At 72.2% G+C, this 24,035-nt stretch carries 23 protein-coding genes and 1 pseudogene; 12 read left to right on the top strand and 12 right to left on the bottom strand.

The features are described from left to right. Positions 1 to 6 precede the first annotated feature (6 nt). Positions 7 to 534: an RICIN domain-containing protein gene (locus IE332_RS17175; RefSeq protein ID WP_189916983.1), complete on the top strand. Its 528-nt coding sequence runs from the start codon at positions 7 to 9 to the stop codon at positions 532 to 534. Between the two features lie 71 nt (positions 535 to 605). Next, positions 606 to 1,148, top strand: coding sequence for an RICIN domain-containing protein (locus tag IE332_RS17180; RefSeq protein WP_189916985.1), 543 nt, complete (start codon positions 606 to 608; stop codon positions 1,146 to 1,148). A gap of 83 nt (positions 1,149 to 1,231) precedes the next feature. Here the strand turns inward: IE332_RS17180 and IE332_RS17185 are convergent, their stop codons facing one another. Beyond that, complete coding sequence (locus IE332_RS17185) at positions 1,232 to 2,278, bottom strand: YncE family protein (RefSeq protein WP_189916987.1); 1,047 nt, start codon at positions 2,276 to 2,278, stop codon at positions 1,232 to 1,234. 128 nt (positions 2,279 to 2,406) lie between these two features. Here IE332_RS17185 and IE332_RS17190 point away from each other — a divergent pair, with 128 nt between their 5' ends. Next, complete coding sequence (locus IE332_RS17190; RefSeq protein ID WP_189916990.1) at positions 2,407 to 3,303, top strand: LysR family transcriptional regulator; 897 nt, start codon at positions 2,407 to 2,409, stop codon at positions 3,301 to 3,303. Between the two features lie 69 nt (positions 3,304 to 3,372). Here the strand turns inward: IE332_RS17190 and IE332_RS41900 are convergent, their stop codons facing one another. After that, positions 3,373 to 5,736: a collagenase gene (locus IE332_RS41900; protein ID WP_189916992.1), complete on the bottom strand. Its 2,364-nt coding sequence runs from the start codon at positions 5,734 to 5,736 to the stop codon at positions 3,373 to 3,375. 295 nt (positions 5,737 to 6,031) lie between these two features. Here IE332_RS41900 and IE332_RS17200 point away from each other — a divergent pair, with 295 nt between their 5' ends. The 3 genes from IE332_RS17200 to IE332_RS17210 all read left to right on the top strand — a co-directional run bounded on the left by IE332_RS17200 (position 6,032) and on the right by IE332_RS17210 (position 10,518). Next, on the top strand, positions 6,032 to 6,466 hold the full coding sequence (locus IE332_RS17200; RefSeq protein ID WP_189916994.1) for a DUF6153 family protein: 435 nt from the start codon (positions 6,032 to 6,034) through the stop codon (positions 6,464 to 6,466). Between the two features lie 107 nt (positions 6,467 to 6,573). Continuing rightward, positions 6,574 to 8,226 carry a multicopper oxidase family protein gene (locus tag IE332_RS17205; protein WP_189916996.1) on the top strand — a complete coding sequence of 551 codons (1,653 nt, stop codon included), beginning with the start codon at positions 6,574 to 6,576 and terminating at the stop codon, positions 8,224 to 8,226. A gap of 480 nt (positions 8,227 to 8,706) precedes the next feature. Then, on the top strand, positions 8,707 to 10,518 hold the full coding sequence (locus tag IE332_RS17210) for an APC family permease (RefSeq protein ID WP_189917314.1): 1,812 nt from the start codon (positions 8,707 to 8,709) through the stop codon (positions 10,516 to 10,518). Positions 10,519 to 10,682: 164 nt separating this feature from the next. Here the strand turns inward: IE332_RS17210 and IE332_RS42230 are convergent, their stop codons facing one another. Beyond that, positions 10,683 to 11,306: a LysM peptidoglycan-binding domain-containing protein gene (locus tag IE332_RS42230; RefSeq protein WP_189916998.1), complete on the bottom strand. Its 624-nt coding sequence runs from the start codon at positions 11,304 to 11,306 to the stop codon at positions 10,683 to 10,685. Positions 11,307 to 11,524: 218 nt separating this feature from the next. Between IE332_RS42230 and IE332_RS17220 the strand changes: the two genes are divergently transcribed. The 3 genes from IE332_RS17220 to IE332_RS17230 all read left to right on the top strand — a co-directional run bounded on the left by IE332_RS17220 (position 11,525) and on the right by IE332_RS17230 (position 15,376). Continuing rightward, positions 11,525 to 12,382: an S-methyl-5'-thioadenosine phosphorylase gene (locus IE332_RS17220; protein WP_189917000.1), complete on the top strand. Its 858-nt coding sequence runs from the start codon at positions 11,525 to 11,527 to the stop codon at positions 12,380 to 12,382. 320 nt (positions 12,383 to 12,702) lie between these two features. Continuing rightward, on the top strand, positions 12,703 to 14,208 hold the full coding sequence (locus tag IE332_RS17225; RefSeq protein ID WP_189917002.1) for a purple acid phosphatase family protein: 1,506 nt from the start codon (positions 12,703 to 12,705) through the stop codon (positions 14,206 to 14,208). Between the two features lie 232 nt (positions 14,209 to 14,440). Continuing rightward, a complete protein-coding gene (locus IE332_RS17230; protein ID WP_189917004.1) occupies positions 14,441 to 15,376 on the top strand; it encodes a hypothetical protein in 936 nt (311 codons plus the stop codon). A gap of 50 nt (positions 15,377 to 15,426) precedes the next feature. Here the strand turns inward: IE332_RS17230 and IE332_RS17235 are convergent, their stop codons facing one another. From IE332_RS17235 to IE332_RS17250, 4 genes are all read right to left on the bottom strand, one after another. Further along, positions 15,427 to 15,942 carry a hypothetical protein gene (locus IE332_RS17235; protein WP_189917006.1) on the bottom strand — a complete coding sequence of 172 codons (516 nt, stop codon included), beginning with the start codon at positions 15,940 to 15,942 and terminating at the stop codon, positions 15,427 to 15,429. A 1-nt stretch (position 15,943) separates the two neighbouring features. Then, entirely contained in the window at positions 15,944 to 16,468 is a 525-nt protein-coding gene (locus IE332_RS17240) for a hypothetical protein (protein ID WP_189917008.1), read from the bottom strand. Positions 16,469 to 16,844: 376 nt separating this feature from the next. Next, positions 16,845 to 17,258, bottom strand: a complete 414-nt coding sequence (locus IE332_RS17245; protein WP_189917010.1) for a peptidase inhibitor family I36 protein — start codon at positions 17,256 to 17,258, stop codon at positions 16,845 to 16,847. A gap of 175 nt (positions 17,259 to 17,433) precedes the next feature. Further along, positions 17,434 to 17,757: a hypothetical protein gene (locus tag IE332_RS17250; protein ID WP_189917012.1), complete on the bottom strand. Its 324-nt coding sequence runs from the start codon at positions 17,755 to 17,757 to the stop codon at positions 17,434 to 17,436. A gap of 151 nt (positions 17,758 to 17,908) precedes the next feature. Between IE332_RS17250 and IE332_RS17255 the strand changes: the two genes are divergently transcribed. Continuing rightward, positions 17,909 to 18,760 carry a helix-turn-helix domain-containing protein gene (locus IE332_RS17255; protein ID WP_189917316.1) on the top strand — a complete coding sequence of 284 codons (852 nt, stop codon included), beginning with the start codon at positions 17,909 to 17,911 and terminating at the stop codon, positions 18,758 to 18,760. Between the two features lie 11 nt (positions 18,761 to 18,771). Further along, positions 18,772 to 18,969: a DUF397 domain-containing protein gene (locus IE332_RS17260; protein WP_189917014.1), complete on the top strand. Its 198-nt coding sequence runs from the start codon at positions 18,772 to 18,774 to the stop codon at positions 18,967 to 18,969. A gap of 48 nt (positions 18,970 to 19,017) precedes the next feature. On the opposite strand, the gene IE332_RS40985 is transcribed toward IE332_RS17260, so the two are convergent. From IE332_RS40985 to IE332_RS17270, 3 genes and pseudogenes are all read right to left on the bottom strand, one after another. After that, entirely contained in the window at positions 19,018 to 19,719 is a 702-nt protein-coding gene (locus tag IE332_RS40985; RefSeq protein ID WP_229928685.1) for a 2-phosphosulfolactate phosphatase, read from the bottom strand. Positions 19,720 to 19,827: 108 nt separating this feature from the next. Beyond that, a pseudogene (locus IE332_RS40990) lies at positions 19,828 to 20,448 on the bottom strand (GNAT family N-acetyltransferase); the annotation flags it as partial. Next, positions 20,390 to 20,998 carry a TetR/AcrR family transcriptional regulator gene (locus tag IE332_RS17270; protein WP_189917019.1) on the bottom strand — a complete coding sequence of 203 codons (609 nt, stop codon included), beginning with the start codon at positions 20,996 to 20,998 and terminating at the stop codon, positions 20,390 to 20,392. The gene IE332_RS17270 and the pseudogene IE332_RS40990, both read right to left, overlap by 59 nt. A gap of 57 nt (positions 20,999 to 21,055) precedes the next feature. Between IE332_RS17270 and IE332_RS17275 the strand changes: the two genes are divergently transcribed. Then, the gene (locus tag IE332_RS17275; protein ID WP_229928668.1) at positions 21,056 to 21,952 is read left to right on the top strand and encodes an alpha/beta fold hydrolase; all 897 of its coding nucleotides are present in this window, start codon (positions 21,056 to 21,058) and stop codon (positions 21,950 to 21,952) included. Here the strand turns inward: IE332_RS17275 and IE332_RS17280 are convergent. Both IE332_RS17280 and IE332_RS17285 read right to left on the bottom strand, forming a co-directional pair. Beyond that, the gene (locus tag IE332_RS17280) at positions 21,935 to 22,639 is read right to left on the bottom strand and encodes a sirohydrochlorin chelatase (protein WP_189917021.1); all 705 of its coding nucleotides are present in this window, start codon (positions 22,637 to 22,639) and stop codon (positions 21,935 to 21,937) included. The two genes, IE332_RS17275 and IE332_RS17280, sit on opposite strands and share 18 nt — an antisense overlap. After that, entirely contained in the window at positions 22,639 to 23,760 is a 1,122-nt protein-coding gene (locus IE332_RS17285) for a uroporphyrinogen-III synthase (RefSeq protein ID WP_189917023.1), read from the bottom strand. The genes IE332_RS17280 and IE332_RS17285 overlap by 1 nt, the downstream gene beginning before the upstream one ends. Positions 23,761 to 24,035 lie beyond the last annotated feature (275 nt).

A 24,035-nucleotide genomic window follows, 5' to 3' on the forward strand; every position in this document is an offset into this window, starting at 1 on the left:
GGGATCATGTTCGAGAACACCGTGGTCAAGCGCCGTCTCGGCTCGGCCGCCGCCGCGCTGGCCGTCGCCGTCGGCGGCTGGGTGCTCGCCGCGCCGGCCTCGGCGGCCGACCGGCCGCCGGTCGACAGCTACGGCCGGTTCGCGCAGGTCATGTCCTGGTCCAGCGGCAAGTGTCTGGAGGTCGCGGACTGGCGGACCGACGACGGTGCTCCGGTGCGGCAGTGGACCTGCACCGGGGGCGCCAACCAGAAGTGGTGGTTCCGGGACGGCGTCGCCGTCAACCAGTTCAGCGGCAAGTGCCTGGCGGTCGTCGGCGCGAGCACCGAACTCGGGGCCGGGATCGAGCAGCGGACCTGCAACGGGACCGCCGCCCAGCACTGGGAGCAGGGCGCCTACTTCGGCGGCTACATCGAGATCGTCAACTCCAACAGCGGCAAGCTGCTCGACCTCTACGGCGGCGACCCGGCCGACGGCACCCCGGTGATCCAGTGGGAGTCGAACCTCGGCGCCAACCAGCGCTGGGAGCTCATCTGACGGTCCACCGCAAACCGCACGCTCACCTACGTCCCATGCTTCACGCACGTCACCGACCCACAGGGGGAAACATGTTCGGGAACACCGCGATCAAGCGCCGCGTCGGCTCGGCAGCCGCCGCACTCGCCGTCGTCCTCGGCGGCGGGCTGCTCACCGCCTCGCCGGCCGCGGCCGGCGACGGGATGATCTACAAGCAGATGGACACGGCCGGCGTCGCCAAGCAGCTGCAGGTCAAGTCCACCGGCAAGTGCCTGGAGGTCGCCGACTGGCGCACCGACGACGGCGCGCCGGTGCGGCAGTGGACGTGCACCGGCGGTGCGAACCAGCAGTGGACCTTCAGCAACGGCCTGGCCGTCAACAAGGCGAGCGGCAAGTGCCTGGAGGTGCCCGGGTGGAGCACCTCGGTGGGCACCGCCGTCCAGCAGTGGAGCTGCCACGGCGGTGACAACCAGCACTGGGGCGAGGTCAACGTCGGCGACGACGGCTACCAGGCGGTGATCAACATCAACAGCGGGCACGTGCTCGACGTCAACGGCAACAGCGGCGCCGACGGTGCCGTGGTCATCCAGTGGTACCCGACAGGCGTCCCGAACCAGCGTTGGCGCCTGGTCTGACGGCTGCCGCCGCCGTACCCGCCCGTACCCGTGCCCCGGACCGACGACCATCGGTCCGGGGCACGGGTGTTTCGCCGGGGCCGTCAGGCCGGGCGGGGGATGTAGGCGAGGCCGTGGGCGCCGGGTTCGGCGAGCTTGGGGACGGTGAGGCGGGAGACGGAGGTGAGGGTGTCGAGGTCGACGACGTCGACGGTGGAGGAGACGACGCAGGAGACGTAGGCGAAGCGGCCGTCGGGGGAGGAGGTGATGGTCAGGGGGAAGAGGCCGACCTCGACGGAGCCGAGGCGCCGGTGGTCGTCGGCGGAGAACACGGTGAGCCGGCCGGGGAGTTGGCGGCCGAGCGCGGAGTCGGGGTCGGGGGCCGAGCGGACCTCGCCTGCCAGGATCCGGCCGGTGGAGGTCAGGTGGACCGGGAGCGCGGCGGACTCGGTCGGGAGGACGGCGACGACCGAGGCCGTCTCGGTGTCGATCACCCGGATGCCGGGGGCCGCGTCGGGCCGTGCGGCGTAGCCGAGGTACGGGCCGGCGACGTAGACCCGGGTGCCGTCGGGGGAGACGGCGAGGCCCTCGCTGCCGGGGACCTCGACCTTGGTGGTCATGACGCCCCGGCCGAGGTTCACGACCGAGACGAACGGGGCCTCCTTGTTGGTGGCGAAGCCGGTGCGTCCGTCCGGGGAGATGGCGAACCAGTGCGGGCCGGGGGCGCCGGTGTCGATCCGGCCGAGCGAGCGGCGGGTCTCGGTGTCGATGACCACGACGCCGCCGGGGCGGTCCGGGCCGCCCTCCACGCTGACGTAGAGGCGGTTGCGCTCGGCGTCCAACGCCAGTCCGTGCGGGCCGTGTTCGGGGGCGAGGTCGATCACCTCGACGATCCGGCGGGTGTCGGCGTCGATGAGGGTCAGCTCGGTGCGCCGGCCGTTGTGCGCGTGGTAGTAGCCGGAGCTGTAGGCGGTGGTGCACCAGAGCTGGCGCCGGGTCGGGTCGAAGAGCAACTCGTGGGGTTCGGCGAGGATTTCGACGGTGTCGAGGAGCCGGTCGGTGGCGGCGTCGAAGAAGGAGACGGTCGGGCCGCTCTGGCTGACGACGGCGAGGACGTCCCCGGCGAGGTGGGAACGGGAGGTGGTGGACAACGGGTGCTCCTTGCGGCGGGTTTCCGTGTGAACGGTTCCACTCTCGGCGCCCCGGGGCGCCGGCACCATGCAAAGATTGGCAGGGGATAGTTTCCCTATACGCAAAAGTGCAGTTCAGGAGCAGAATCATGGACCTCAACCTGCTGCGGGCCCTGGACGCCCTGCTCCAGGAGAACAGTGTGACCCGGGCCGCCGAGCGGCTCGGCACCTCGCCGGCGGCGGTGAGCCGGATGCTGGCCCGGCTGCGCCGCGCGGTCGGCGACCCGCTGCTGGTGCGGGCCGGCCAGGGGATGGTGCCGACCCCGCGGGCGCTCGAACTCCGTGAGGAGGTGGGCGCGTTGCTGCGGGGCTGCGAGAACGTGCTGCGTCCCGGGGCGGGGTTCGACCCCGTGCACCTGGAGCGGACCTTCACTGTGCAGACCAGCGACGTGGTGCTGGTCCGGGTGGCCGGGTCGTTGACCGAGCGGATCCGCGCGGAGGCGCCGAAGGTCGACGTGCTGTTCCTGCCGGAGGCGCTGGAGGGCGGGCCGGCGCTGCGTCAGGGGCTGGTGGACGTCGAGGTGGGCGTGCTCGGGCAGTTGGACCCGGAGATCCGTACCCGGCCGCTGGTCCGGGCGCCGCTGGTGGGTGTGGCCCGCAGCGGCCATCCGCTGTTCGAGGGGCGGATCACCGCCCGGCGCTTCGCCGCGGCCGACCACATCGGCATCTCGCGGCGGGGCAAGCGGCTCGGGCCGATCGACACCGTGCTGGCCGAGCGCGGACTGCGGCGCAGGGTCGCGGTGGTGGTGCCGAGCCACACCACCGCGATGCTGCTGGCCCGGGACAGCGACCTGGTCGCACTCGGCCTGTCGGACTGGCTGCCGGAGACGCTCGACGCGCTGGGGCTGCGCACCTTCCCGATCCCGCTCGAACTCGCTCCGCTGGAGCTGGGGATGGCCTGGCATCCGCGCAACTCGGCCGATCCGGGCCACCGTTGGTTCCGCGAACACCTGGCGGCGGCCGTCCGGCAGGTGCGGGAGGAGTGAGTCGGCCGGGCGCGGTACGGACCCCACAGTCCGTACCGCGCCCGGTGGTTGCCGGTGGATTCCGGACGGCTACCGGCGGAGCGGCCCCTCGCAGGTGTAGTCGGCGGTGCCGGCCTTGCCGGTCTTCCAGACGTCGACCTTGCCGAAGGTGCAGTTCATGTCGTTGAGGTTGTTCGCCTCGTCGACGTTCTTGGTGCGGGTGAGGAGGAAGTAGTCCACGGTGTCGGACATGTCCTTGAAGACCCTGTCCGGGTTGGCGGAGTCCGAGAGGTTGGCGGTGATGCGGCCGGTGCAGACGAAGCGCATCGGCTTGTTGGCCCAGTCGCCGTTGTCCTTGCAGGTGGGCGTGGAGGAGGTGGCGGCGGCGAACTCCTCCTGGACGTCGTCGGCCCAGGCGAGGTCGAGGGCGTCGTCGGCGATGAAGGAGGTCGACGGGACGTACAGCTTGTCGACGTTCTTGATCTGCTCGTCGAGGAAGGCCGAGTACTCCTTCTGGAGCGCGGCGTCGGCGCCCGCCCGGGTGCGCCAGGCGTCGAACCCGGCCGGGTCGTCGGCGCGCTCGTAGCCGTACATCTCGCGCAGCAGCGTGGGGTGCTTCTGCCAGAGGAACTCGAAGAAGGTGCCGGCGTAGTTGTAGAAGTGGAAGGCCGGGGTGTCGGTGTACTTGGCGTGCAGGAGCTGGGCGACGGTCATCCGCGGGATGCCGGCGGCCTCGTCGGCGGCGAGCTTGCGCACCAGCGACTTGCGGACCAGGATGCCCTGGTCGCGGGTGGCGCCGTCGAAGAACTCGGCGGTTCCCTCGTCCATCGCGGTGGTCTTGTCGTCGGCGTACCAGCGCGCGTCGCCGAAGTAGCCCGGCACCGCCCAGCGGCCGTTGAGGTAGTGGGTGTACTCGTGGCGGAACAGCTCCTCGAGGGTGAGCTGGGAGTCCTGCGGGACGCGCCGCTGGTAGGTGTAGAAGGTGGCGCCGCGCTCGATGTACATGCCGCCGTTGGCGGTGCTGTAGCCGGTGAGGACCGGCTGGTACACCTCGTAGTCGGCGCGCGAGGCGTACAGGTGGATGTGCAGCGTGGAGTTGGTGTCCCCGGCGAGCGGCTGGTCGGTGCCGAGGACGCGGAAGAACTGGGTCTTGACCTGCTTGCTCGCGTAGTACATCTGGTCGACGGTGGCCTTGTCGAGGGCGGTGCGGACCTCGATGGCGCCGTTGTCGTAGGTGTACGTGTGGGGGAAGAGCCTGGCCTCCAGATCGGACACGCAGACGCCGTACTGGTGGCAGACGCCGTAGGTGGCGGCCCAGCCGATGGCCTTGACCCACGGGTCGGACCACTCGCCGAAGGAGGTCCTGGTGGTGTCGATCAGCGCGCCGAGGCCGGCGACGGTGGCGTCGCGCAGGGCCGGGATCTGGCCGAAGCGGCCGGCCTCGGCGACGGCGTCACGGGCGGTCCAGGCGTTCCGGGTGCCCTTGAGGTGGCCCCAGGAGGCGTACGCGCGGAACGCGGCGCGGTAGTCGGCGTCGGCGGTGACGGCGGCGAGGAAGGCCGGGTCCTGGTTGTAGATGCCCAGGTAGTTGAGGTTGAGCGCCTGGAGGACGGCCTTGCCCCAGGCGGCGCTGTCGGCGACGGTGGTGCCGGGGGCGAGCACGCCGAGGATGCGCCGGGCGAGGCCGAGGTTGTTCTGGCGGAGGCCGTCGGTGCCGGCGGTGATGGCCGTCTCGCGCAGGACGTTGGCGGCGAGGTCGGTGCGGTCGAAGGCGTGCGCGCTGCCCGCGTACGCCGTGACCGCCTGCTGGACCGAGCTGAGCGTGGCGGGGTCGGAGACGTTCAACTCGTGGTGGGTGAAGGCGTGGTAGACGGTCGCGTGCAGGTACGTCCACAGCTCGTAGACGTGTGAGGAGCCGGTGCCGTCGTCGGTGGCGGACAGTTGGGCGATCCGCTTGGCGACCGCCTGGACGTGGGCGTTGTCCATGGTGGTGGTGAAGCGGGCGTCCCAGGTCCAGAGCAGCGTGTTGAGACAGCCGTCGGCGGTGACCGCGGGATCGGTGAGGAAGGCGACCAGTTGGTCGGCGCCGAGGCCGGTGAGCCCGTCGACGGTACAGGGCACGCCCGCGGCGGTGGTGGGCGCGGTGGCGGCCGTGGCGGTGACCGGGCCGGCGGTGGGCGCGGGCGCGCCCACGTGGTCGGGCAGCAGGCCGGGGATGAGCGAGTCGCCGAGCGAGCCGCCGCCGGGGGCCGGGGCGGGGGCGCCGGGCTTGGCGGCGTCGGTGCCGAGGTGGTCGACGTCGTCGTAGGCGGTGCGCCGGTCGGGGTCGGCCTGGGCGGGCGTGGCCGGGGTGGCCGGGGCGGCCGACTGGGCCGTGGGGGCCGAGGGGGACGACGGCGTGGGGGTGAGGGCCTGGGCGGTCTGCAGGGTCGGCAGCGTGAGCGTGAGGGCCATCGCGGAAGCGAGCAGGACTCGCTTGGCAACGCGGGAAGTTGACACCGTAACTCCTGGAGGGGGAAGTGGCAGGGCGGTGCGAGGCGGCAGTGCCGTGGGGGTCCGGCCCGGGACTGCCGGGGGGAGGGGGCGGGCGGTGCGGGGTCGGGGCCGCCCCCGAGTGAGGCGTAACATAGCAATGTGAAATTGCACCTGCCAAGAGGGTGAACGAAGTTGACCCCGGCTCGGTCCGCCGCCGCAGTTCGGGATACCCTGCGGGGGTACGGGATCAGCTAGGACGGTGAGGAGGCGAACGATGGCGCGGTCACCGCGACCGTTCGGGCCCGCCGTCCCGTGGGTGCTGCGCCCGCTCCTCCTCGCCGCGCTGCTGCTGGGCGTCCTGACGATGCACGCGCTCGGGCATCCGGTTGCCGGACATGGTGGGCACCACAAGGGTGACGACCGCGTGACGGCGGCGCAGCAGCTTCCCGAACACCACACGATGGCTGCTGAGCCCGTACCAGCCTCGGCCATGGACCCCGCCTCCGCCGACGGCATGGACCCGATGGCGGTCTGCCTCGCCGTCCTCGTCGGCTGGGCCCTGGCGCTGCTCGTCGCCGGCCACCTGCTGCGCCGCAGCGGCGACGCCGCCGCCGAGGTGCGGGCCAGGCTGCTGCGGGCCGTCCGCGCGCTGCCCCCGCCCGGCGGCGGGCGGACACTCCTCACCCGGCTTTCGGTGCTGCGTCAGTAGGCGCGCGCCCGCCGTCCCGTGCCCGCGTGCCCCGACAGGCCCGTGCACGGAACGGCGGACGCGACGTCCCGCTCACCCACACCACACCGCACGAGGTGCACTCCGTCATGCGCACACCCACCCGTCGTACCGTCCTCGGCGCCGCGCTCGGCGCCGCCGGGGCCGGCCTGGTCGCCGCCTGCTCGTCCGACTCGATGAAGGGCATGGACCACTCCGCCATGAACCACGGCGCCACCGGGAGCACCGGCAGCGCCACCGGCTCGGCCACCGCCTCCGGTGCCGCGCCCACCGGCTTCGTCGCCCCGAACGGCCCTGAGGTCGCCGCCGCCGAGGCCCGCCGCAACCCGGGCCCGGAGCGGAAGGTCGCGCTCACCGCCACCGAGACCACCCTCGACCTTGGCGGCCGCACCGTCCGCAGCTGGGCGTACGGGGACCGCCTGCCCGGTCAGGAGGTCCGGGCCACCGTCGGCGACACGCTCGCCCTCACCCTCGCCAACCACCTGCCGCAGCCCACCTCGCTGCACTGGCACGGCCTCGCGCTGCGCAACGACATGGACGGCGTGCCGGGTGTGACGCAGGCCGCCGTCAAGGCCGGCGGGTCCTTCGACTACCGCTTCGCGCTGACCCACCCGGGCACCTACTGGCTCCACCCGCACTCCGGCGTCCAGCAGGACCGCGGCCTGTACGTGCCGCTGATCGTCGAGGACCCGAAGGAGCCCCTGCGGTACGACAAGGAGTGGGTCGTCGTCCTGGACGACTGGGTGGACGGCGTCGACGGCAGTACCCCGGACGCCGTCCTCGCCGAACTCGCCAAGGGCATGGGCGGCACGGGCGGGATGGGCGGGACGGACCACTCGGGCGGCTCCGGCCACGACATGCCGGGGATGCCCGGCATGGGAAGCGCGTCTGGTGCGGAGAGCGGAGCAACCGGCCCCTCCCGGATGCTGATGGGTGCCTCCAGCCCCCTGCTCGGCGGCGACGCCGGTGACGTGGCCCACCCGTTCCACCTGGTCAACGGCCGGCTCGCCACCGCGCCCGAGACCTTCACCGCCAAGCCGGGCGACCGGATCCGGATCCGGCTGATCAACGCGGCCGGCGACACCGCCTACCGGGTCGCCCTCGGCGGCCACGAGCTGACCGTCACCCACACCGACGGCTTCCCGGTCGAGCAGGCCACCACCCGGGCGCTGCTGCTCGGCATGGGCGAGCGCTACGACGTCCTGGTCACCGCCCAGGACGGCGTCTTCCCGCTGACCGCGCTCGCCGAGGGCAAGAACGCCACCGCGCTGGCCGTGCTGCGCACCGGCGGAGGCGCCGCGCCCGACGCCTCGGTGCGCCCGGCCGAGCTGGACGGCAAGCTGGTCACCGCCGGGCAGCTCAAGGCCGGCCCGGACGTCCGACTGTCCGCCAAGTCCCCCGACCGTACGGTGGGGTTGGAGCTCACCGGCGGCATGGCGAAGGCCGACTGGGCGTTCAACGGCCGCCCGTACGACCCGGCGCAGCGCTACCCGGTGGCGGCGGGTGAGCGGGTGCGGCTGGAGTTCCGCAACAGCACCGCCATGTGGCACCCCGTCCACCTGCACGGGCACAGCTTCGCGCTGCCCGGCGGCGGCCCGCGCAAGGACACCGCGATCGTGCTGCCGGGCGCGACCCTGGCCGTCGACTTCGACGCCGACAACCCGGGGCTGTGGATGGTGCACTGCCACAACGTGTACCACGCGGAGACGGGCATGATGACGGTCCTCGGTTACCAGGCGTAACCCCCGTCCGCATCCCGGGACGCCGGGGCGGGGAGCCCGCTCCGCACCCCGGCGTCCCGGCCCGCCGCGCCGTGCACCCGCGCCGACCTGCGGCGTCATGACGTTTTCTTAACGCGTCCCGATGACGTGCCCTTAACGCCCGTCGCATAGCCTGGCGCACTGCCGTCGCCCGACGGCGACTTTGCGGGGTCTTTAAACAAGAGGTGTCACGTGGTTTCGTCGGGTTCGACGGGGGCGACGGCGGAGGGTTCTCCGTCGGCGCGAATACGGTTGCGGACCTGGCTGCTGGAGGACGTGAGCGCGGAGAAGCCCGCGCAGCCGTCCGCGGCGGCCAGGGGTCCGGAGGCGGCGCACAAGGCTTCGGCACACGCGGGTACGGCACCTGCGGGTACGGCGTCCGCGGGCGCCGGGCACGAGGGTGCGGCGGCGGGGGAAACCGCCGCGCCCGGTGCGCACGCCGGCCAGCGCTGGTGGCGGGTGATGTGCCTGACCGGCCTGGACTACTTCTCGACGCTCGGCTACCAGCCGGGCATCGCCGCCCTCGCCGCGGGCGTGCTGTCGCCGATCGCCACCATCGTGCTGGTGGTCGTCACCCTGCTGGGCGCGCTGCCGGTCTACCGGCGGGTGGCCAAGGAGAGCCCGCGGGGTGAGGGCTCGATCGCGATGCTGGAGCGGCTGCTGTCGTTCTGGAAGGGCAAGCTGTTCGTCCTGGCGCTGCTGGGCTTCGCGGCGACGGACTTCCTGATCACCATCACGCTGTCCGCCGCCGACGCGAGCGCGCACCTGGTGGAGAACCCGCACCTGAACGGCATGCTCGGCGGCAAGCAGGTGCTGATCACGCTGGTCCTGGTGGCGCTGCTCGGCGCGGTCTTCCTCAAGGGCTTCAGTGAGGCGATCGGCCTGGCGGTGGCGCTGGTCGGCGTCTACCTGGCGCTGAACGTGGTCGTGGTGGCCGTCGGCCTCTGGAAGATCGTCGAGGCGCCGCACGTGGTCACCGACTGGACGGACGCGCTGACCGCCCAGCACGGCAACCCGGTGATCATGGTCGGCGTGGCCCTGGTGACCTTCCCGAAGCTGGCGCTCGGCCTGTCCGGTTTCGAGACCGGCGTCGCCGTGATGCCGCACATCGAGGGCGCGCCCGGTGACACCGAGGCCAACCCGGCCGGCCGGATCCGCGGCGCCCGCAAGCTGCTCACCACCTCCGCCGTGATCATGAGCTGCTTCCTGATCGCCACCAGCTTCATCACCACGCTGCTCATCCCGGCCGACCAGTTCAAGCCCGGCGGTGACGCCAACGGCCGCGCCCTGGCCTTCCTGGCGCACGAGTACCTGGGCGGCGCCTTCGGCAGCGTCTACGACCTCTCCACCATCGCGATCCTCTGGTTCGCCGGCGCCTCCGCGATGGCCGGCATGCTCAACCTGCTGCCGCGCTACCTGCCGCGCTACGGCATGGCGCCGCACTGGGCGCGCGCGGTGCGGCCGATGGTGATCGTGCTGACCGTGGTCGGCTTCCTGGTCACCTGGATCTTCGACGCCGACGTGGACGCCCAGGGCGGCGCGTACGCGACCGGCGTGCTGGTGCTGATCAGCTCGGCGGCCATCGCGGTGACCATCGCCGCGTACCGCAAGCGCGAGAAGGGCTGGACGGTCGCCTTCGCGGCGATCTCGGCGGTCTTCCTCTACACCACCGTGCTGAACTGCATGGAGCGGCCGGACGGTCTCAAGATCGGTGCCTGCTTCATCGCCGGCATCATCCTGGTCTCGCTGCTCTCCCGGCTGCGCCGCGCCTTCGAGCTGCGCGTCACGAACGTCGCGCTGGACGATGTGGCGGAACGTTTCATCAGGGACTACGCGCACCGCCCGCTGCGGCTCATCGCCAACGAACCGAGCCGCCGCGACAACGCCGAGTACCGCGACAAGATCCGCCAGATCCGCGCCGACAACGACATCCCCGGCGAGGACGACCTGGTCTTCGTCGAGGTCACCGTCCGCGACGCCTCCGACTTCGAGGCCGAGCTCACCGTCCGCGGCGAGGTCCTGCACGGCCGCTACCGCGTCCTCACCCTGGAGAGCTCCAGCATCCCCAACGCGATCGCCGCCCTGGCGCTCACCGTCCGGGACCGCACCGGGCAGCGGCCGCACCTCTACTTCGAGTGGACCGAGGGCAACCCCTTCGCCCAGTTCCTGCGCTTCTTCCTGTTCGGCCAGGGCGAGGTCGCACCGGTCACCCGCGAGGTGCTGCGCGAGGCCGAACCCGACCGCTCACGCCGTCCGCGGGTCCACGTCGGCTGACCCCCTGCCCGTACCCGTACGGCCCGTCCGCTCCCGGTGAGCGGTCGGGCCGTCGGCGTTCCCCGGCCGTCTTCGGTGTGACCGGGCACGGCGCCGCCCACGCCCGGGAGGGGGAGGGCGTGGGCGGCGGGTCGGGGGGAGAGGGGACGGGTCCAGGCGGCGGGTCAGGAGGGGAGGTCGAGGACGGTGCCGGGCTGGATGAGGTCCGGGTCCTCGCCGACGGCCGTGCGGTTGAGGGCGTACAGGGCCGGCCAGCCGCCCGGGACGCGCAGCCGCTCGGCGAGGTCGGCCAGGGTGTCGTCCTCGCGGACGGTCCAGGTACCGGCTCCGGGGGTGGGGGCTTCGACGGCGGTCGCGGGGGCGGTCGCGGGGGCGTCCGGGGGCGGGAGGACGCCGCCGCGGTCGTGGTCCCGGGTGGCGCGGGCGCCGCAGACCGGCCACGGGGAGAGGCCGCGGTGGCCGGCCAGGTGCTGGGCGACGGCGATCTGCTGGTCGCGGGTGGCGAGGTCGGCGCGCGGGGCGTAGGCGAGGCCGCCGTTCTCGCGCCAGGTCGGCTGGTCGAACTGGAGGCCGCCGAAGTAGCCGTTGCCGGTGTTGACGCGCCAGTCGCCACTGCTCTCGCAGGCCGCCACGCTGTCCCAGTCGTACCGGTCGTCACCCGCCCGTCCGGGGTCGGACCCGGTGTCGCGCCCCGGCGGTGCGGCGTGGGCCGCGGGGGCGGCGAGGACCACGGCGAGGGCGCAGAGCGCGGTGGGGACGAGGCGACGGAGACGAGCGGTGGGAGGCATCGGCGGCTCTCAGATCCGGGGACAGGGCGTGCACCGACCGGAGGCGGCGCACTCCCACCGACGCACGACCGGTGGGGCGCGCCGCCGCCGACACGTCCGGCAGGTCACCCGCACGGCCGCGCGGGACCACCCCGGCGGCCCGCGGCCGATCGGCCGTACCCCGTTCCACCCACCCCCCGTAGGGTGGCCCGGACGTTCCTCGACGAAGGGTACGAACGATGACGAGCGATCAGGGCACCGTACGGGCCGAGTTGGGCGTGATCGGCGGCTCGGGTCTCTACGCGCTGCTCGACGACGTGACCGAGGTGCGCGTCGACACCCCGTACGGGGCGCCCAGCGACGCGCTGTTCGTGGGGGAGGTGGCCGGGCGGCGGGTCGCCTTCCTGCCCCGGCACGGGCGCGGCCACGGGCTGCCGCCGCACCGGATCAACTACCGGGCCAACCTGTGGGCGCTGCACTCGCTGGGCGTGCGGCAGGTGCTCGGACCGTGCGCGGTGGGCGGGCTGCGGCCGGAGTACGGGCCGGGGACGCTGCTGGTGCCCGACCAGTTCGTCGACCGGACCTCGGGGCGGGTGCAGACCTTCTACGACGGGCTGCTGCTGCCGGACGGCTCCGTCCCCGAGGTGGTGCACGTGTCGATGGCCGACCCGTACTGCCCGGCCGGGCGACGGGCGGCCCTGGACGCGGCCCGCGACGCGGACTGGGAACCGGTGGACGGCGGCACCCTGGTGGTGATCGAGGGACCGCGCTTCTCCACCCGCGCCGAGTCCCGCTGGTTCACCGCCAACGGCTGGTCGGTGGTCGGCATGACCGGCCACCCGGAAGCCGTCCTCGCCCGTGAACTCGGGCTCTGCTACACCTCGTTCGCGCTGGTCACCGATCTCGACGCGGGGGTGGAGAGCGGCGAGGGCGTCACCCACGCCGAGGTGCTGAAGGTCTTCGCGGGGAACGTCGACCGGCTGCGCACGGTGCTGTTCAAGGCACTGGAGAGCCTGCCCGCCGCGCGGGACTGCGTCTGCTCGCACGCCCTGGACGGGGTCGCCACCGGTCTGCCGGGCGTGGTCGCCACCGGCTGAGCCCCGCTGACCGGTCGCCACGGGTCGTGGGGGCGTGGGTCGTGGGGGCGCGGGTCGTGCACCGACGTTTTCCGGCCGACCGGTGTTCAACTGCCGTTCCCCGTACGCACGGCCGGTCGTGGTCCGGCCGTGCGGTTCGGCTGGGAGCCTCCTGGGCGATTCCCGGAGCCCAGGAGGCGGCAGTCGTGGCACACCCTTCGGTCCATCCTTCGACACACCCTTCGACACATCCCTCGCGCAGGACGGTCCTTCGGACGGGGACGGCGGCCGGCGCGCTCGCCGCACTGCCCGCGTCCACCCTGCTGTGGACCCAGCCGGCGGTGGCCGGCACGCCCGGCCCGGAGCAGATCCACCTCCAGTGGGGCGAGGAGCCCTCCCGGGAGATGACGGTCTCCTGGGCGACCGGCGCCTCCGTGCGCCGCCCCCGGGTACGGATCGGCACCCCGCGCGGCGGCGCCGGACACACCGTGGACGCGGCGACCCGCACCTACGTCGACGGTCTCAACAAGGTCGAGACCTTCACCCACCACGTCCGGCTGACCGGCCTGCGGCCCGACACCACGTACGTCTACGAGGTCCTGCACGACGGCGCGGACCCGGTGCGCGGCACCTTCCGCACGGCGCCCGCGCGCGGCCGGGCGGCCTTCCGGTTCACCAGCTTCGGGGACCTGGGCACCGGCGACAACGTGTTCAAGAAGTCCTCGAGACACGGCGCCGCGGCCGTCCGCCAGGTCGAGCAGTTCAACCCGCTGTTCCACCTGCTCAACGGCGACCTCGCGTACGCCAACAACAACACGGACCTCCAGCCGCAGTGCTGGAACGCGTTCATGAACAACCTGTCCACGTCGGCCGCGAACCGCCCGTGGATGCCCGCACCCGGCAACCACGAGGTGGAGGCCGGCGGCGGGGACCTCGGGTACGCCTCGTACCTGACCCGCTTCGAACTGCCCGACAACGGCACCCGCGACCACTGCGGCAACTGGTACAGCTTCCAGGTCGGTTCGGTGCTCTTCGTCAGCCTGGACGGCAACGAGATCGCGGTCGAGGACGACGCCAGCCTCGACCCGGCCACCGGGCAGTCCATCTACATCAGCGACTACAGCGAGGGCGCCCAACTCCGCTGGCTGGAACGGGTGCTGTCGCGGGCCCGGCGCGGCCGCTCGGTGGACTGGATCGTCGCCAACATGCACCAGTTCGCGATGTCCTCCTCCTCCGCCAGCCACGGCGGCGACATGGGCATCCGCGAGAAACTGCTGCCACTGCTCGACCGCTACTCCGTCGACCTGGTGCTGGCCGGCCACGACCACGACTACGAGCGCACCCACCCGGTGCGCGGCACCGCCCCGGGCGGGCTGCTCACTCCGGCGGTGGCCGACGACGACCTGCGGCAGATCGACACCTCGCAGGGCACCGTCCACCTGATCCTCGGCGGCGGCGGCACCGCCGGGCACGACGACGTCTACCTGCCCGCCGACGGCGACGGCGTGCGCGAGGCCTTCGTCCGCACCCAGCGGCTCACCTTCAAGGCCGACCCGGACGCCAAGGAGAAGGCCCACTGGTCAGCGGTGACGGATCCGGACACCAAGTACCCGTACGGCGTCGCCGTCTTCGACGTCGACCCGGGCCTGGTGCCCGGCGGCCGCACCACCATCACCGTCAGCTACTACCACTCGGTGCCCGCCACCGCCGCCAACCCCTTCCCGACACCGGTCCTGTACGACCGCTTCACCCTCCACCGCGACCGCAGCGACGGCTGGGACGACGAGGACCAGGGCGACGACGAGAACGTCTCCCGGAACGACGCGGAGGCGGCCGCCTCCGGCTGACCTGTGGCCCCCCAACTCCCCGGGCCCGCCGCGTACTTCGCGGCGGGCCCGGATTGCTTGTAGCGCACCAGGAGTGCGGCGGGCAATCCGCAGTTCGTCGTAAGACAGGCCAGGGGGCGGCGGGCAAGACTGTCTCCGCCATGTCCACGCCAATGACTGGCAGTTCGGATCAGCCGCTCGGATCAACAGCACGCGCCATGCGCACTCCCACACCACCAGAAGGTTGGAAGCGATGCACCTCCGTGCCACGACCCGCAAACTCCTCCTCACCGGCCTGGCGCTCGCGTTCGCGGCCGCCCCGCTGCTGGCGGTCCCGGCCCAGGCCACCACCACGTCCGCCGTCGCCCTCGCACCGGTGAGCGCGGCCGCGTCCGTCGCCCGGCCGGGCGCCCCGATCGCGGTCTCGACCGCTGTGTTCGCGCTCTCCCCCGACCGCGGCGGCGTCTACAACTGGAACGGCGCCGCCTGGACCCAGGTCGGCGGCCCGGCCGCCACCATCGTCTCCGGCGGCGGCGGGCTGGTCGCCACCAACCCGACCAGCGGGGACCTCTACGTCTACAACTGGAGCCCCAACAGCTGGTCCAGGATCGGCGGCCCGGGCAAGCAGTTCGCCCTGGACGGCAGCCGGCACGTCTTCGGGCTCAGCCCGGACGGCAGTGGTGTGTTCGTGTGGATGGGCGGCACCAACTGGAACCAGATCGGCGGCCCGGCGGGCAGCATCGCGGCCGGCGGCAACACCCTGATCGCCACCAATCCCAGCACCGGGGACGTCTGGCGCTACGACGGCACCGGCTGGACCCGGATCGGCGGCCCCGGCGCCCAGTTCGCCGTGGACGACGCGGGCCGCGTGTACGGCCTCAGCCCCGACCGCAGCGCCGTCTTCCAGTGGCAGGGCGGCACCAACTGGACCCAGGTCGGCGGCCCGGCCGGCAGCATCGTCGCCGGTGGCGGCGGCACCCTGCTCGCCACCAACCCCGGCACCGGGGACGTCTGGCGCTACAGCGGCGGGAACTGGTCCCGGATCGGCGGCCCCGGCGCCGAGTTCACCATCGACGGCGCCGGCCACGTGTACGGCCTGAGCCCCGACCGCAGCGGCGTGTTCCAGTGGCAGGGCGGCACCAACTGGACCCAGGTCGGCGGCCCCGCCGCCTGGCTTGCCGCCTCCTGAGGTCCAGCCACGATCCGGGCCCGCCGCGTCGCTCCGCGCGGCGGGCCCGCTCAGGTGCCGGTGGCCCGGACGTAGATGTCGGCCGCGCCCGGTGTGGACGTGGTGGACGGCCGCGCCACCACGAAGATCTGCCGTCCGGCCTGCCCGCCGGGCACCAGCGAGCCTTCGGTGGGTTCGTTGCCGGGCAGCGCGGCCCGCAGGTCCTCCGGCAGCGGTGCGGGGGCTCCGGGCCGGGCCAGGTCGTACGTGCTGAGGAAGTCGTCGATGTTGACGTCGTCGCCCCCGCCGAGTCCGTAGTGCAGGTAGGCGACCGGCTTCCCGTCGGCGGTTCGGGAGAGCACGGCGTCCGCCGGGACGTAGTACCGCCCCTTGGCGGGGTGCTGCTCGTGATGCAGGCCCGCCAGCCGCTCCGCGCGGTCGGCATCGGTCTCGCGCGGATCGAAGGTCCGCAGGACCCCGGCCACACCCCACCAGACGCATCCCACGGTGACCAGCACGCACAGCGCGAGGAACGTGCCCAGGAGCCAACGCGTCCACGGCCTGCGAGCGGAACCACCGGACGTCATGTCAGAGCTTCCTGGTCCTGTTCCTACTGCTGCCTCCCATGTCGAACTCCTGCGCCAGACCGGTCCGGTGGAGGCGCTGGAGGTCGTCGTCCGAAACATAGCCGATGCCCGGCACGTCGGTCCCCTTCCGGTGGTCCCAGTTGTACCGGTCGCGGACGTGCGTCTTGTAGGTGACGGTCACCTCCGGCGGAGCACCGGGTGAGGTCGGCCTGACCTCGATCTTCGCTCCGGTGTTGTAGTGGAAGGAACCGACCGCGTAGAACCAGTCCTTGCTGCTGTCGGGCGTCGCGGACATGGGCTGCCAACCGGTCTGCTGAACCAGCGCGACGGGTTTGCCGGTGCGCCGGTACTCCGCCAGAGCCTCGGCTTCCCAGCCCGGGATGTTTCCGTCCAGCGTGGTGGAAACGCTCCCCTGGAAGTCGGGTATGTCCCTCAGCATGTCCTCGACGTTCAGATCGAGCGGCTCGCCGGTGCCGGAGAGGAAGTGCGCCATGTTGGCGCTGGCGCAGACCCGTGACTGGCGCACGCGCCGAGGGACGATCCGATGGTCCAATCGCCGTGTCGGATTGCGGCCGCCGCCGACTCACCGAAGCCGGTGTCGGACTGTGAGACCTTGTCTGCTCCCTCATCCACCTTGGCAGCCGCTACTGGGAGTCGCTCCGGCTCCGATATATACCCAATCATCCCGTGCCTCCCAAACTTGGGTAGCTCTCCTGGTTCTCGCGCTAACGAGAGAGCAGCGGCGGACGCAGGTGAATGGGATGACCCGTGAGAGAGCTCGACCCATGCCTTCGTCGGCAGGCGCGCCATCCGGACGGGCGTGTTGACGGGTGGTGGTTCGCGCAGCCGCGACGGGGCCTCCACGCGAGGTGGAGGCCCCTGCGGGTCTTTCGGATGATCTGTCAGGTGAACAGGCGGGCGTCGTCGTTGGCCGTGATGTTGAGTGATCCTGCGTATCCGTTGCCGTAGGCGTACCAGAGGCCGTCGCTGACCCGGCTGACCCATACGGTGTGGCCGGTGTTGTTCACGATCGAAGCCGCGTTCTGGTAGACGGTCTGGCCGTAGCCCGAGCCGTTCGCCCAGTGGGCGAAGGTGAAGTTGTGCAGGTCGACGTTCTGGCCCGGGGACCAGTTCTCGAACGAACCCCAGCCGTTCCCGGGCGAGTTGTAGTACAGGCAGACGCTACCGCTGGGGCAGGTCTCTGCCCCGCCCGGACCGGCGGCGTAGGCGCTCCCGGTGGCCATGGCCACCGCGCCGGCCGTCAGTGCCGCCACCGCTGCGAGCCTGGCCGCACGCGGTTTGATCGTGATGCGCATTCCGTACTCCCGTCTCAAGTCGACAGTGCAGGAAGGCCGATGGGTGCGGTCAGTGTTCGACCGCTGTCCGCTTGAGGCCTCGAACAGGCTGGCACGGCAGTCTCGTTGGCGCCATGGTTTCGCATCGTTCCGCTTGTGGACACATCCGGAGGCGGCGGCGCTGGTTTCGGAGGGCTCAGGCGGCTTCGGCCCGGTCCAACGCGGCGGCACCCGGCTGTGCGAGCCAGACCAGCCGCGCGGTGATCCCCGGTTGCCCGGCGAAATGGCGAACGGCTCGCTCGGGTGACGCGAGGGTCATTCGCAGCCGCCCGTCGACGCCGATCACGTGCGTCGGCCCGTCGTTGTCGGCGAGCCCCCAGGCCACGACCCACCCGTCGGCGTCGGCAGGGCCCTCGCCGCACACCTGGACGACGGCGAACAGCCGGGGCGCGGTGTCGAGCACGAGTTCGCACAGCTCCTGGTCGAACGGGCGGGGGTTTGGCGAGGGCTGAGCGGTCATGGAAGTCTCCTGACTCAGGGCATGGTTGAGCCAACGGCCAGCACCTTCGGTAACTGATCCAGTTCATACGGTAGTGCCAGCGTGGCATACTTTCCATGCAGTCCATTGAAGACTTGCTATTTCACTCCAGGTAGTGAACGAGAGGATCGCGATGGCATCGAGCGATGCCCCGACGTTGCGTCAGCAACGTCTCGGCGTTGAACTGCGCAAACTCCGCGAGAACGCTGGGCTCAGCTCAACAGCCGCTGCAGCTCTCGTCGGTGTGAGCCAGGCCCACATGAGCCGAATCGAAGCTGGCCGCTACGCGGTGAGTGCGGATCGAGTCCGCGCGTTCGCTCGCGCGTACACATGCACGGACCAGAACCTGATCGACGCTCTGGCCGGCATGACCGGCAGGCGGACCCGGGGGTGGTGGGAGGAGTACCGTGACATCCTGCCGCCGAGCGCGCTCGATCTTGCCGAAACGGAACACCACACGACGGCGATGCGCATCGCCTCGGTGATTCACATCCCCGGCCTGCTCCAGACCGCCGAACACACACGTGCGCTTGCCGGCAACGCCGTACCGCCTCTGGCGCCACACGAGGTGGAACACCGGGTGTCGTACCGGATCAAGCGGCAGGTCGTCATCTACGGCCAGCGGGCAATCCCACTCACGGCGATTGTCCATGAGGCAGCCCTGCGAATGGAGTTCGGCGGGCCGCTCGTGGCCCGCGCGCAGCATGGGCACCTCATCGAGGCGAGCACCCGCGAGAACATCACGGTTCTCGTGATTCCCTTCGGCGCGGGAACGCTCCCCGGCTCCGGGCAGTCCATCGTCTACTGCTCCGCGGTCGTACCCCAGCTCGACACCGTGCAGCTCGATACGTATCACGGCTCCGAGTTCCTCGACGCCCATGCACAACTGGTGAAGTACCAGAAGGTCCTGGACATCATGGAAGCCTGCGCCCTCAGCCCTGCCAAGTCACGTGATCTCATTGCCCGTATCGAGAAGGACACCTGAGAGGAAGCGCCATGTCAGCTCCCGACTGGCAGAAGTCCAGCTACAGTTCCGAGTCGGTCAACTGCATCTATCTCGCCGCGGCCCCCGACCGCAGCGTCAAGCTCCGCGAGAGCGATGACCCGGACGTCATCATCACCACCTCGCCCGACAGGTTCCGCGCCTTCCTCCTCGGCGTCAAGGCGGGGGAGTTCGACCACCTCACGACGTAGTTCGGTCGGGGCAGGGGTGACGGTCAGGTGGCGCTGGGGGCGGTCTCGTCAGGTCGCGGGGTCGTCGGCCTGCGCAGGCACGGTGCACGGGCGCAGGACCATGAGCGAGTCCTCCAAGGCCGCCACCATGGCGAAGGGAAACCGGTCGAGCTCAAGGCAGAGTGCGATGTCGTCGGGGTGCACTCCCTGACGCACCCCCGCCGCGAGCTCGGCGGCGGCGCGCGACTCGGCAGCTCGGCGGAGGAACACGGAAGCGTCCGCCTCGGCGTCGGTCGACCTGCGAGCGATGTATTCAGCGCACGCCACATCCTCATCGGCCTGGCCGTCTTCGCCGGTGACCACGAACGTGACACCGCGGCTCTTGCGTGTCCGCAGGAGCCGAGCGGTCGCCTCTGCCACCACGAAGCCGGCGCACAGCACCAACGGTGCGTCCTTCACGGCAAGGGCGCCGACCGTCCCCGCGGTGGTCTTCTGCACAACGGTCCGTCCGCGAAGGTCGGCCGACCGCAGCATTCCCGGAGAGTTGACCAGGTCGAACCCGGCCGCGGGCGGACCGTCTTTGAGTGCCACCCAATCCGGGTGGCGGGTCTTCAGTGCCAGGGCGTCGTCCAGCGACTCGGCGAGAACGATCTTCTCCGCCCCTTGGGCAAAGGCCCAGGCGGCCACGGTGAAAGCGCGCATGACGTCGACCACGACCGCCACGGACGGGACCTCGACCAGCTCCGCGATACCGACGAAACGAGCGTCCATGCCGGCGCAGTCCTCCGCACCCCGGGAGAGGCGCCAGATCTGCTCCTCTCCCGTGGCGGCCGGGGTGAGGCGCTCGGTGGGACGGCGGAGGTGGACGGTGAAGCCGAGGCGGGCGGGGACGGCGGCGCTGCGGTGGTTGCCGGGGTCGTGCCAGATCTCGACGTGGTCGACGCCGGGCAGCCGGAAGGCTTCGGCGATCATGGCGCGGGCGGCCCGGGTGACGAGGCCGCGGCCGGTGGCGTCGGGGTGCAGCCAGTAGCCGATCTCGCGTACGGCGGGCCCCGATTCCTCGCGCCGGTAGAGGCTGGTGGCGCCGACCATCCGGCCGTCCTGGACGATCAGGTAGGTGTAGCTGTCGCCGCGTTCCCACTTCTCGTCGCGGGTGGCGACGAACTCGGCTGCCGCGGCCGGGGTGTGGTCGGCGATCCAGGACATCCAGGGCCGTACGTGTTCGGCGGACTCCTCGATCAGCCGGAGGAACTCCGGGTAGTCCGCCTCGCCCCTGAAGCGCCTCAGGGTGAGGCCGCCGTCGAGCTCGATCACGTTCAGCGGGAGGTCCATCCTGCGATCATCGGGCAGGCTGTTCGCACGCGCGAAGCATTTTTGGGAACGCCAGGCGCATCGAGGTCGACGGCAAGCTCGGGCGGCGGCTCCGACACCGTCGCTGCTCTCAGGCGCGGTCGGGGAAGATGCGGCCGAGGTGGTAGTGCAGGACGGTGGTCGCTGCATCCGCCGTGCGCTGGTTGAGCAGGACGCTCAGGCCGAGGCCGGCGGAGACGGCGAGGAGGACGACGGCTTCCTGGCGGGGGTCGAGGTGGGGGGCGGCGTCCCCGGCCTGTTGGGCGGCGGTCAGCTGGGCGGCCAGGAAGGATTCCATCTCGTCGGGGGCGGCGAGGAAGGGCTGTCCGCCCAGGGCGGGGTCGGTGACGGAGAGCACCGCGTACTCGGTGTAGACGAGGTGGAAGGTGCGGCTCTCCTCGTCGGTGGGGACGGCTTCGAGGAGCACCGCCTCGATGATGCCGCGGGGGTCGGCGGTGGTGCCGGCTGTGCGGACGCGTCGTTGGACCCGCTCGCCCATGCGGGTGGCCAGGCGGGTCATGGCGGCGAGTAGCAGCTGCTCCTTGGTGTCGAAGTAGTACTGGACGAGGCGTACGGAGACGTCTGCCTCGATCGCCACGGAGCGCATGGTGACGGCGTGCAGTCCGTTCCGGGCCGCCGAGCGGAGCAGGGCGTCGATGATGTGGGCCCGCCGTTCCTCGTGATCCACCAGCTTCGGCATCGGGTTCCCTCCGGATGTTTTTATGGTACAACCATACCATCAAACTGGGAGGGGATCATGACCAGGACCAGCGTCGGACACTTCGTCAGCGAGGCGGCTCGGACGACGTTCCTTGCGGCGTACGACCGGGCGATGGAGCTGTGGCCGAGTCCGCGCCAGGAGTTCGATGTCGAGACCACCTACGGGAGCGTGCACGTCCACCGCTACGGCGCGGCGACCGGCGAACCGATCGTGCTGCTGCACGGCCACGCCGGGCATCCGTCCAACTGGTACCCGCAGGTCGCCGCCCTGGGTGAGCACCACCCGGTGTACGCGATCGACACCCTGGACGACCCCGGCCGTAGCGTCCAACGCGCCGTCGCGGCCGGGTCGGAGGAGAACGCGGCCTGGCTGGAGGAGGTGCTCGCCGGTCTGGGGCTGGAGCGGGTGCACCTGGTCGGGGTCTCGTACGGTGGATGGCTGGCCCTCAATCAGGCCATGCACGCGCCCGAGCGGCTCGCGTCGATCGCGGCGCTGGACCCGGGCGGGATCGAGAAGGTGCCCGCGCGGTTCTACCTCCACATGGTCGCTGGTCTGTTCGGGATGCTGGCCCCGCGACCGCTGCGCCCGGCGGTCGGGCGGCTGCTGGCGAACCCGGCGCTCAGTGCGCCGCGCGAGATGATCGCGCCGCTGATGCTCGCGATGCGCGGTTACAGGCCGAGCGCCCGGCCGCCGGCCCGGCCGTTCACGGACGAGGAGTTGGGGTCGATCGCGCTGCCCGCGCTGGTGCTGGTGGGCAAGCGCAGCGCGCTGCTGCGGCCGCGCCAGGTGGTGGAGCGGGTGACGGCGCTGATTCCGGGGGTGCGGGCGGAAATCCTCGAACGGGCCGGGCACGGGCTGAACTTGGAGCAGCCGGAGCTCGTCAACGAGCGGCTGCTGGCGTTCGTCGGTGGGGTGTCAGGCGGCGGCGAGTAGGGCTGAGGTGGCCCGGGCCTGGTCGTAGCGGTGGAGGGCGAGGCGGGCGACGGCCGGGTGGGCTCCGAGAGGGGCGGCGGTCCAGGTCGCTCCGGCACCAGCGGCGCGGCGGGCGAAGAAGCCGGGGGAGAGGAGGTAGGTGGCGAGGGCGACCCGGGGGTGGCCGGCGGCCTGGAGGGCGGCGACGGCCTGCGGTGGGGTGGGGGTGGCGGCGGAGAGGTGGGCGGGGGTGACGGGGCGGCCGAGGCGGGTGGCGAGGAGGTGGGCCATCCGTTCGGTGTCGGCGAGGGCGGTGGGGTCGGAGGAGCCGGCTCCGGCGAGGACCACGGGGGCGTCCGCCGGGGCACCGCTCCCGGTGAGGCGGTCGGCGAGGGCTTCGGTGAGCAGGGGGTGGGGGCCGAGGGCGGGGGTGAGGCATTCGGGAGGCAGGCCGGCGGACGCGAGGGCGGCGGGGATGTCGACGCGTACGTGGTAGCCGGTGCCGAGGAGGAGGGGGACCAGGATCGGTTGCCGGCCGTCGAGCCGGTCGAGGGCATGCGGAAGGGACGGCTCCGCGAGGTCCAGGAAGCAGCAGCGGACGGTGAGTTCGGGGCGGAGGGAGCGAACCAGCCGGAGCAGGGCGCGAGTCGAGGTGACGGCCGCCGGGTCGCGGCTGCCGTGGGCGACGGCGAGCAGGACCGGCGGCATCAGCCGGCCGCCAGCCGGTAGCCGCGCTTGGGGACGGTGCGGATCAGGGCGGCGTGCGGTCCGAGGGCGGCGCGCAGCCGGCCGACGGCGGCTTCCACGGCGTGCTCGTCGGCCGTGGCGTCCGGCCAGGCGGCGCGCAGGAGTTCGGCGCGGCTGAGCACCCGGCCGGGGCGTTCGGCGAGGGCGCGCAGGACGGCGGCGCCGCGCGGGCTGAGCATGTGGCTCTCGCCGTCGACCAGGGCGGCGTTGCCCTGGAGGGTCAACACCTGGCCGTCCAGCGGGACTTCACGACGCGCCCGGACCGGCAGGACGTCCGCGAGCAGCCGGACCAGCGAGCCGAGCCGGCCGCGCTCGGGGTGGACGGCGGGCAGGCCGAGGTCGGCGAGCGGCCGGGCGCACAGGGTGCCGACGCAGACCGGCAGGACGTCCTCGCGCAGGGCGTCGATCAGCGCCTCGTACAGGCCCTCGGCCTCGGCCGCGGTGAGCAGGGCGGTGATCGCGGGGGCGCTGGTGAAGGTGAGTGCGTGCACCTGGCGGCGGACGGTCTGGTCGATGAGTCTGCGTACCGCGCCCGGGTCCTCCGGGGGTGCCCAGCGGTAGACCGGGACGGAGATCACCTCGGCGCCGCGTTCGCGCAGCGCGGCGGCGAAGCCGTCCAGTCGGACCCCGTGCTCCTGGACGGCGATCCGGCACCCGGCGAGCGGGCGGGCGAGCAGCCAGGTGAGCAGTTCGTCGGTGGCCTCGGTGCCGGGGGAGTAGCCCTCGTCGAGCCCGCTGGCCCGGACCGCGCCGGTGGCCTTGGGACCGCGGCTGAGCACCACCGCGCCGCGGCAGGCCTCGGCGAGGGCGGCGCCCCGGTCCCAGCCCTCGGCCGCGCTCATCCAGCCGCGCCAGCCGACTCCGGTGGTGGCCACCACGTAGTCGAGCGGGGCGGCCAGGCAGCGGTCGGTGGCCTCGCGCAGGGCGAGGTCGTCGGCGAGCGGCAGGATGCGCAGCACCGGAGCCTCGACCACCTGGGCGCCGCGCCGGGCGAGCAGGGCGGTGAGCTCCTCGCGGCGGCGGGCGGCGGTGACCCCGACGGTGAAGCCGGTGAGCGGTCCGGGCTGGGTGAGGGTTGCCATGGCGGTCAGCGTGCGGTGCTCCTGTTACGGGGGGATTGCCCAGCCGTCACCTACCGGTAAGCGAAAGTGCCCTTCCGGTTACGGCAGATGTCCGACCGTGCACCCCGGTGACCTGGGACCGTGAGCGAGGCGTACCGCGGCCGCAACACCGGTGACCCGATCGCGAAACAGCGGGCGGCGACCTTTCTCGGCATGACGCCGACCAGCCCGGACGCCGCCGCCCCCGCCGCCGGGGCCGCCGCCACCGGCGGGGCCGCCACCGCCGCCCCCGCCGC

The sequence above is a fragment of the Kitasatospora xanthocidica genome (assembly GCF_014656195.1).
GTDB lineage: Bacteria > Actinomycetota > Actinomycetes > Streptomycetales > Streptomycetaceae > Kitasatospora > Kitasatospora xanthocidica.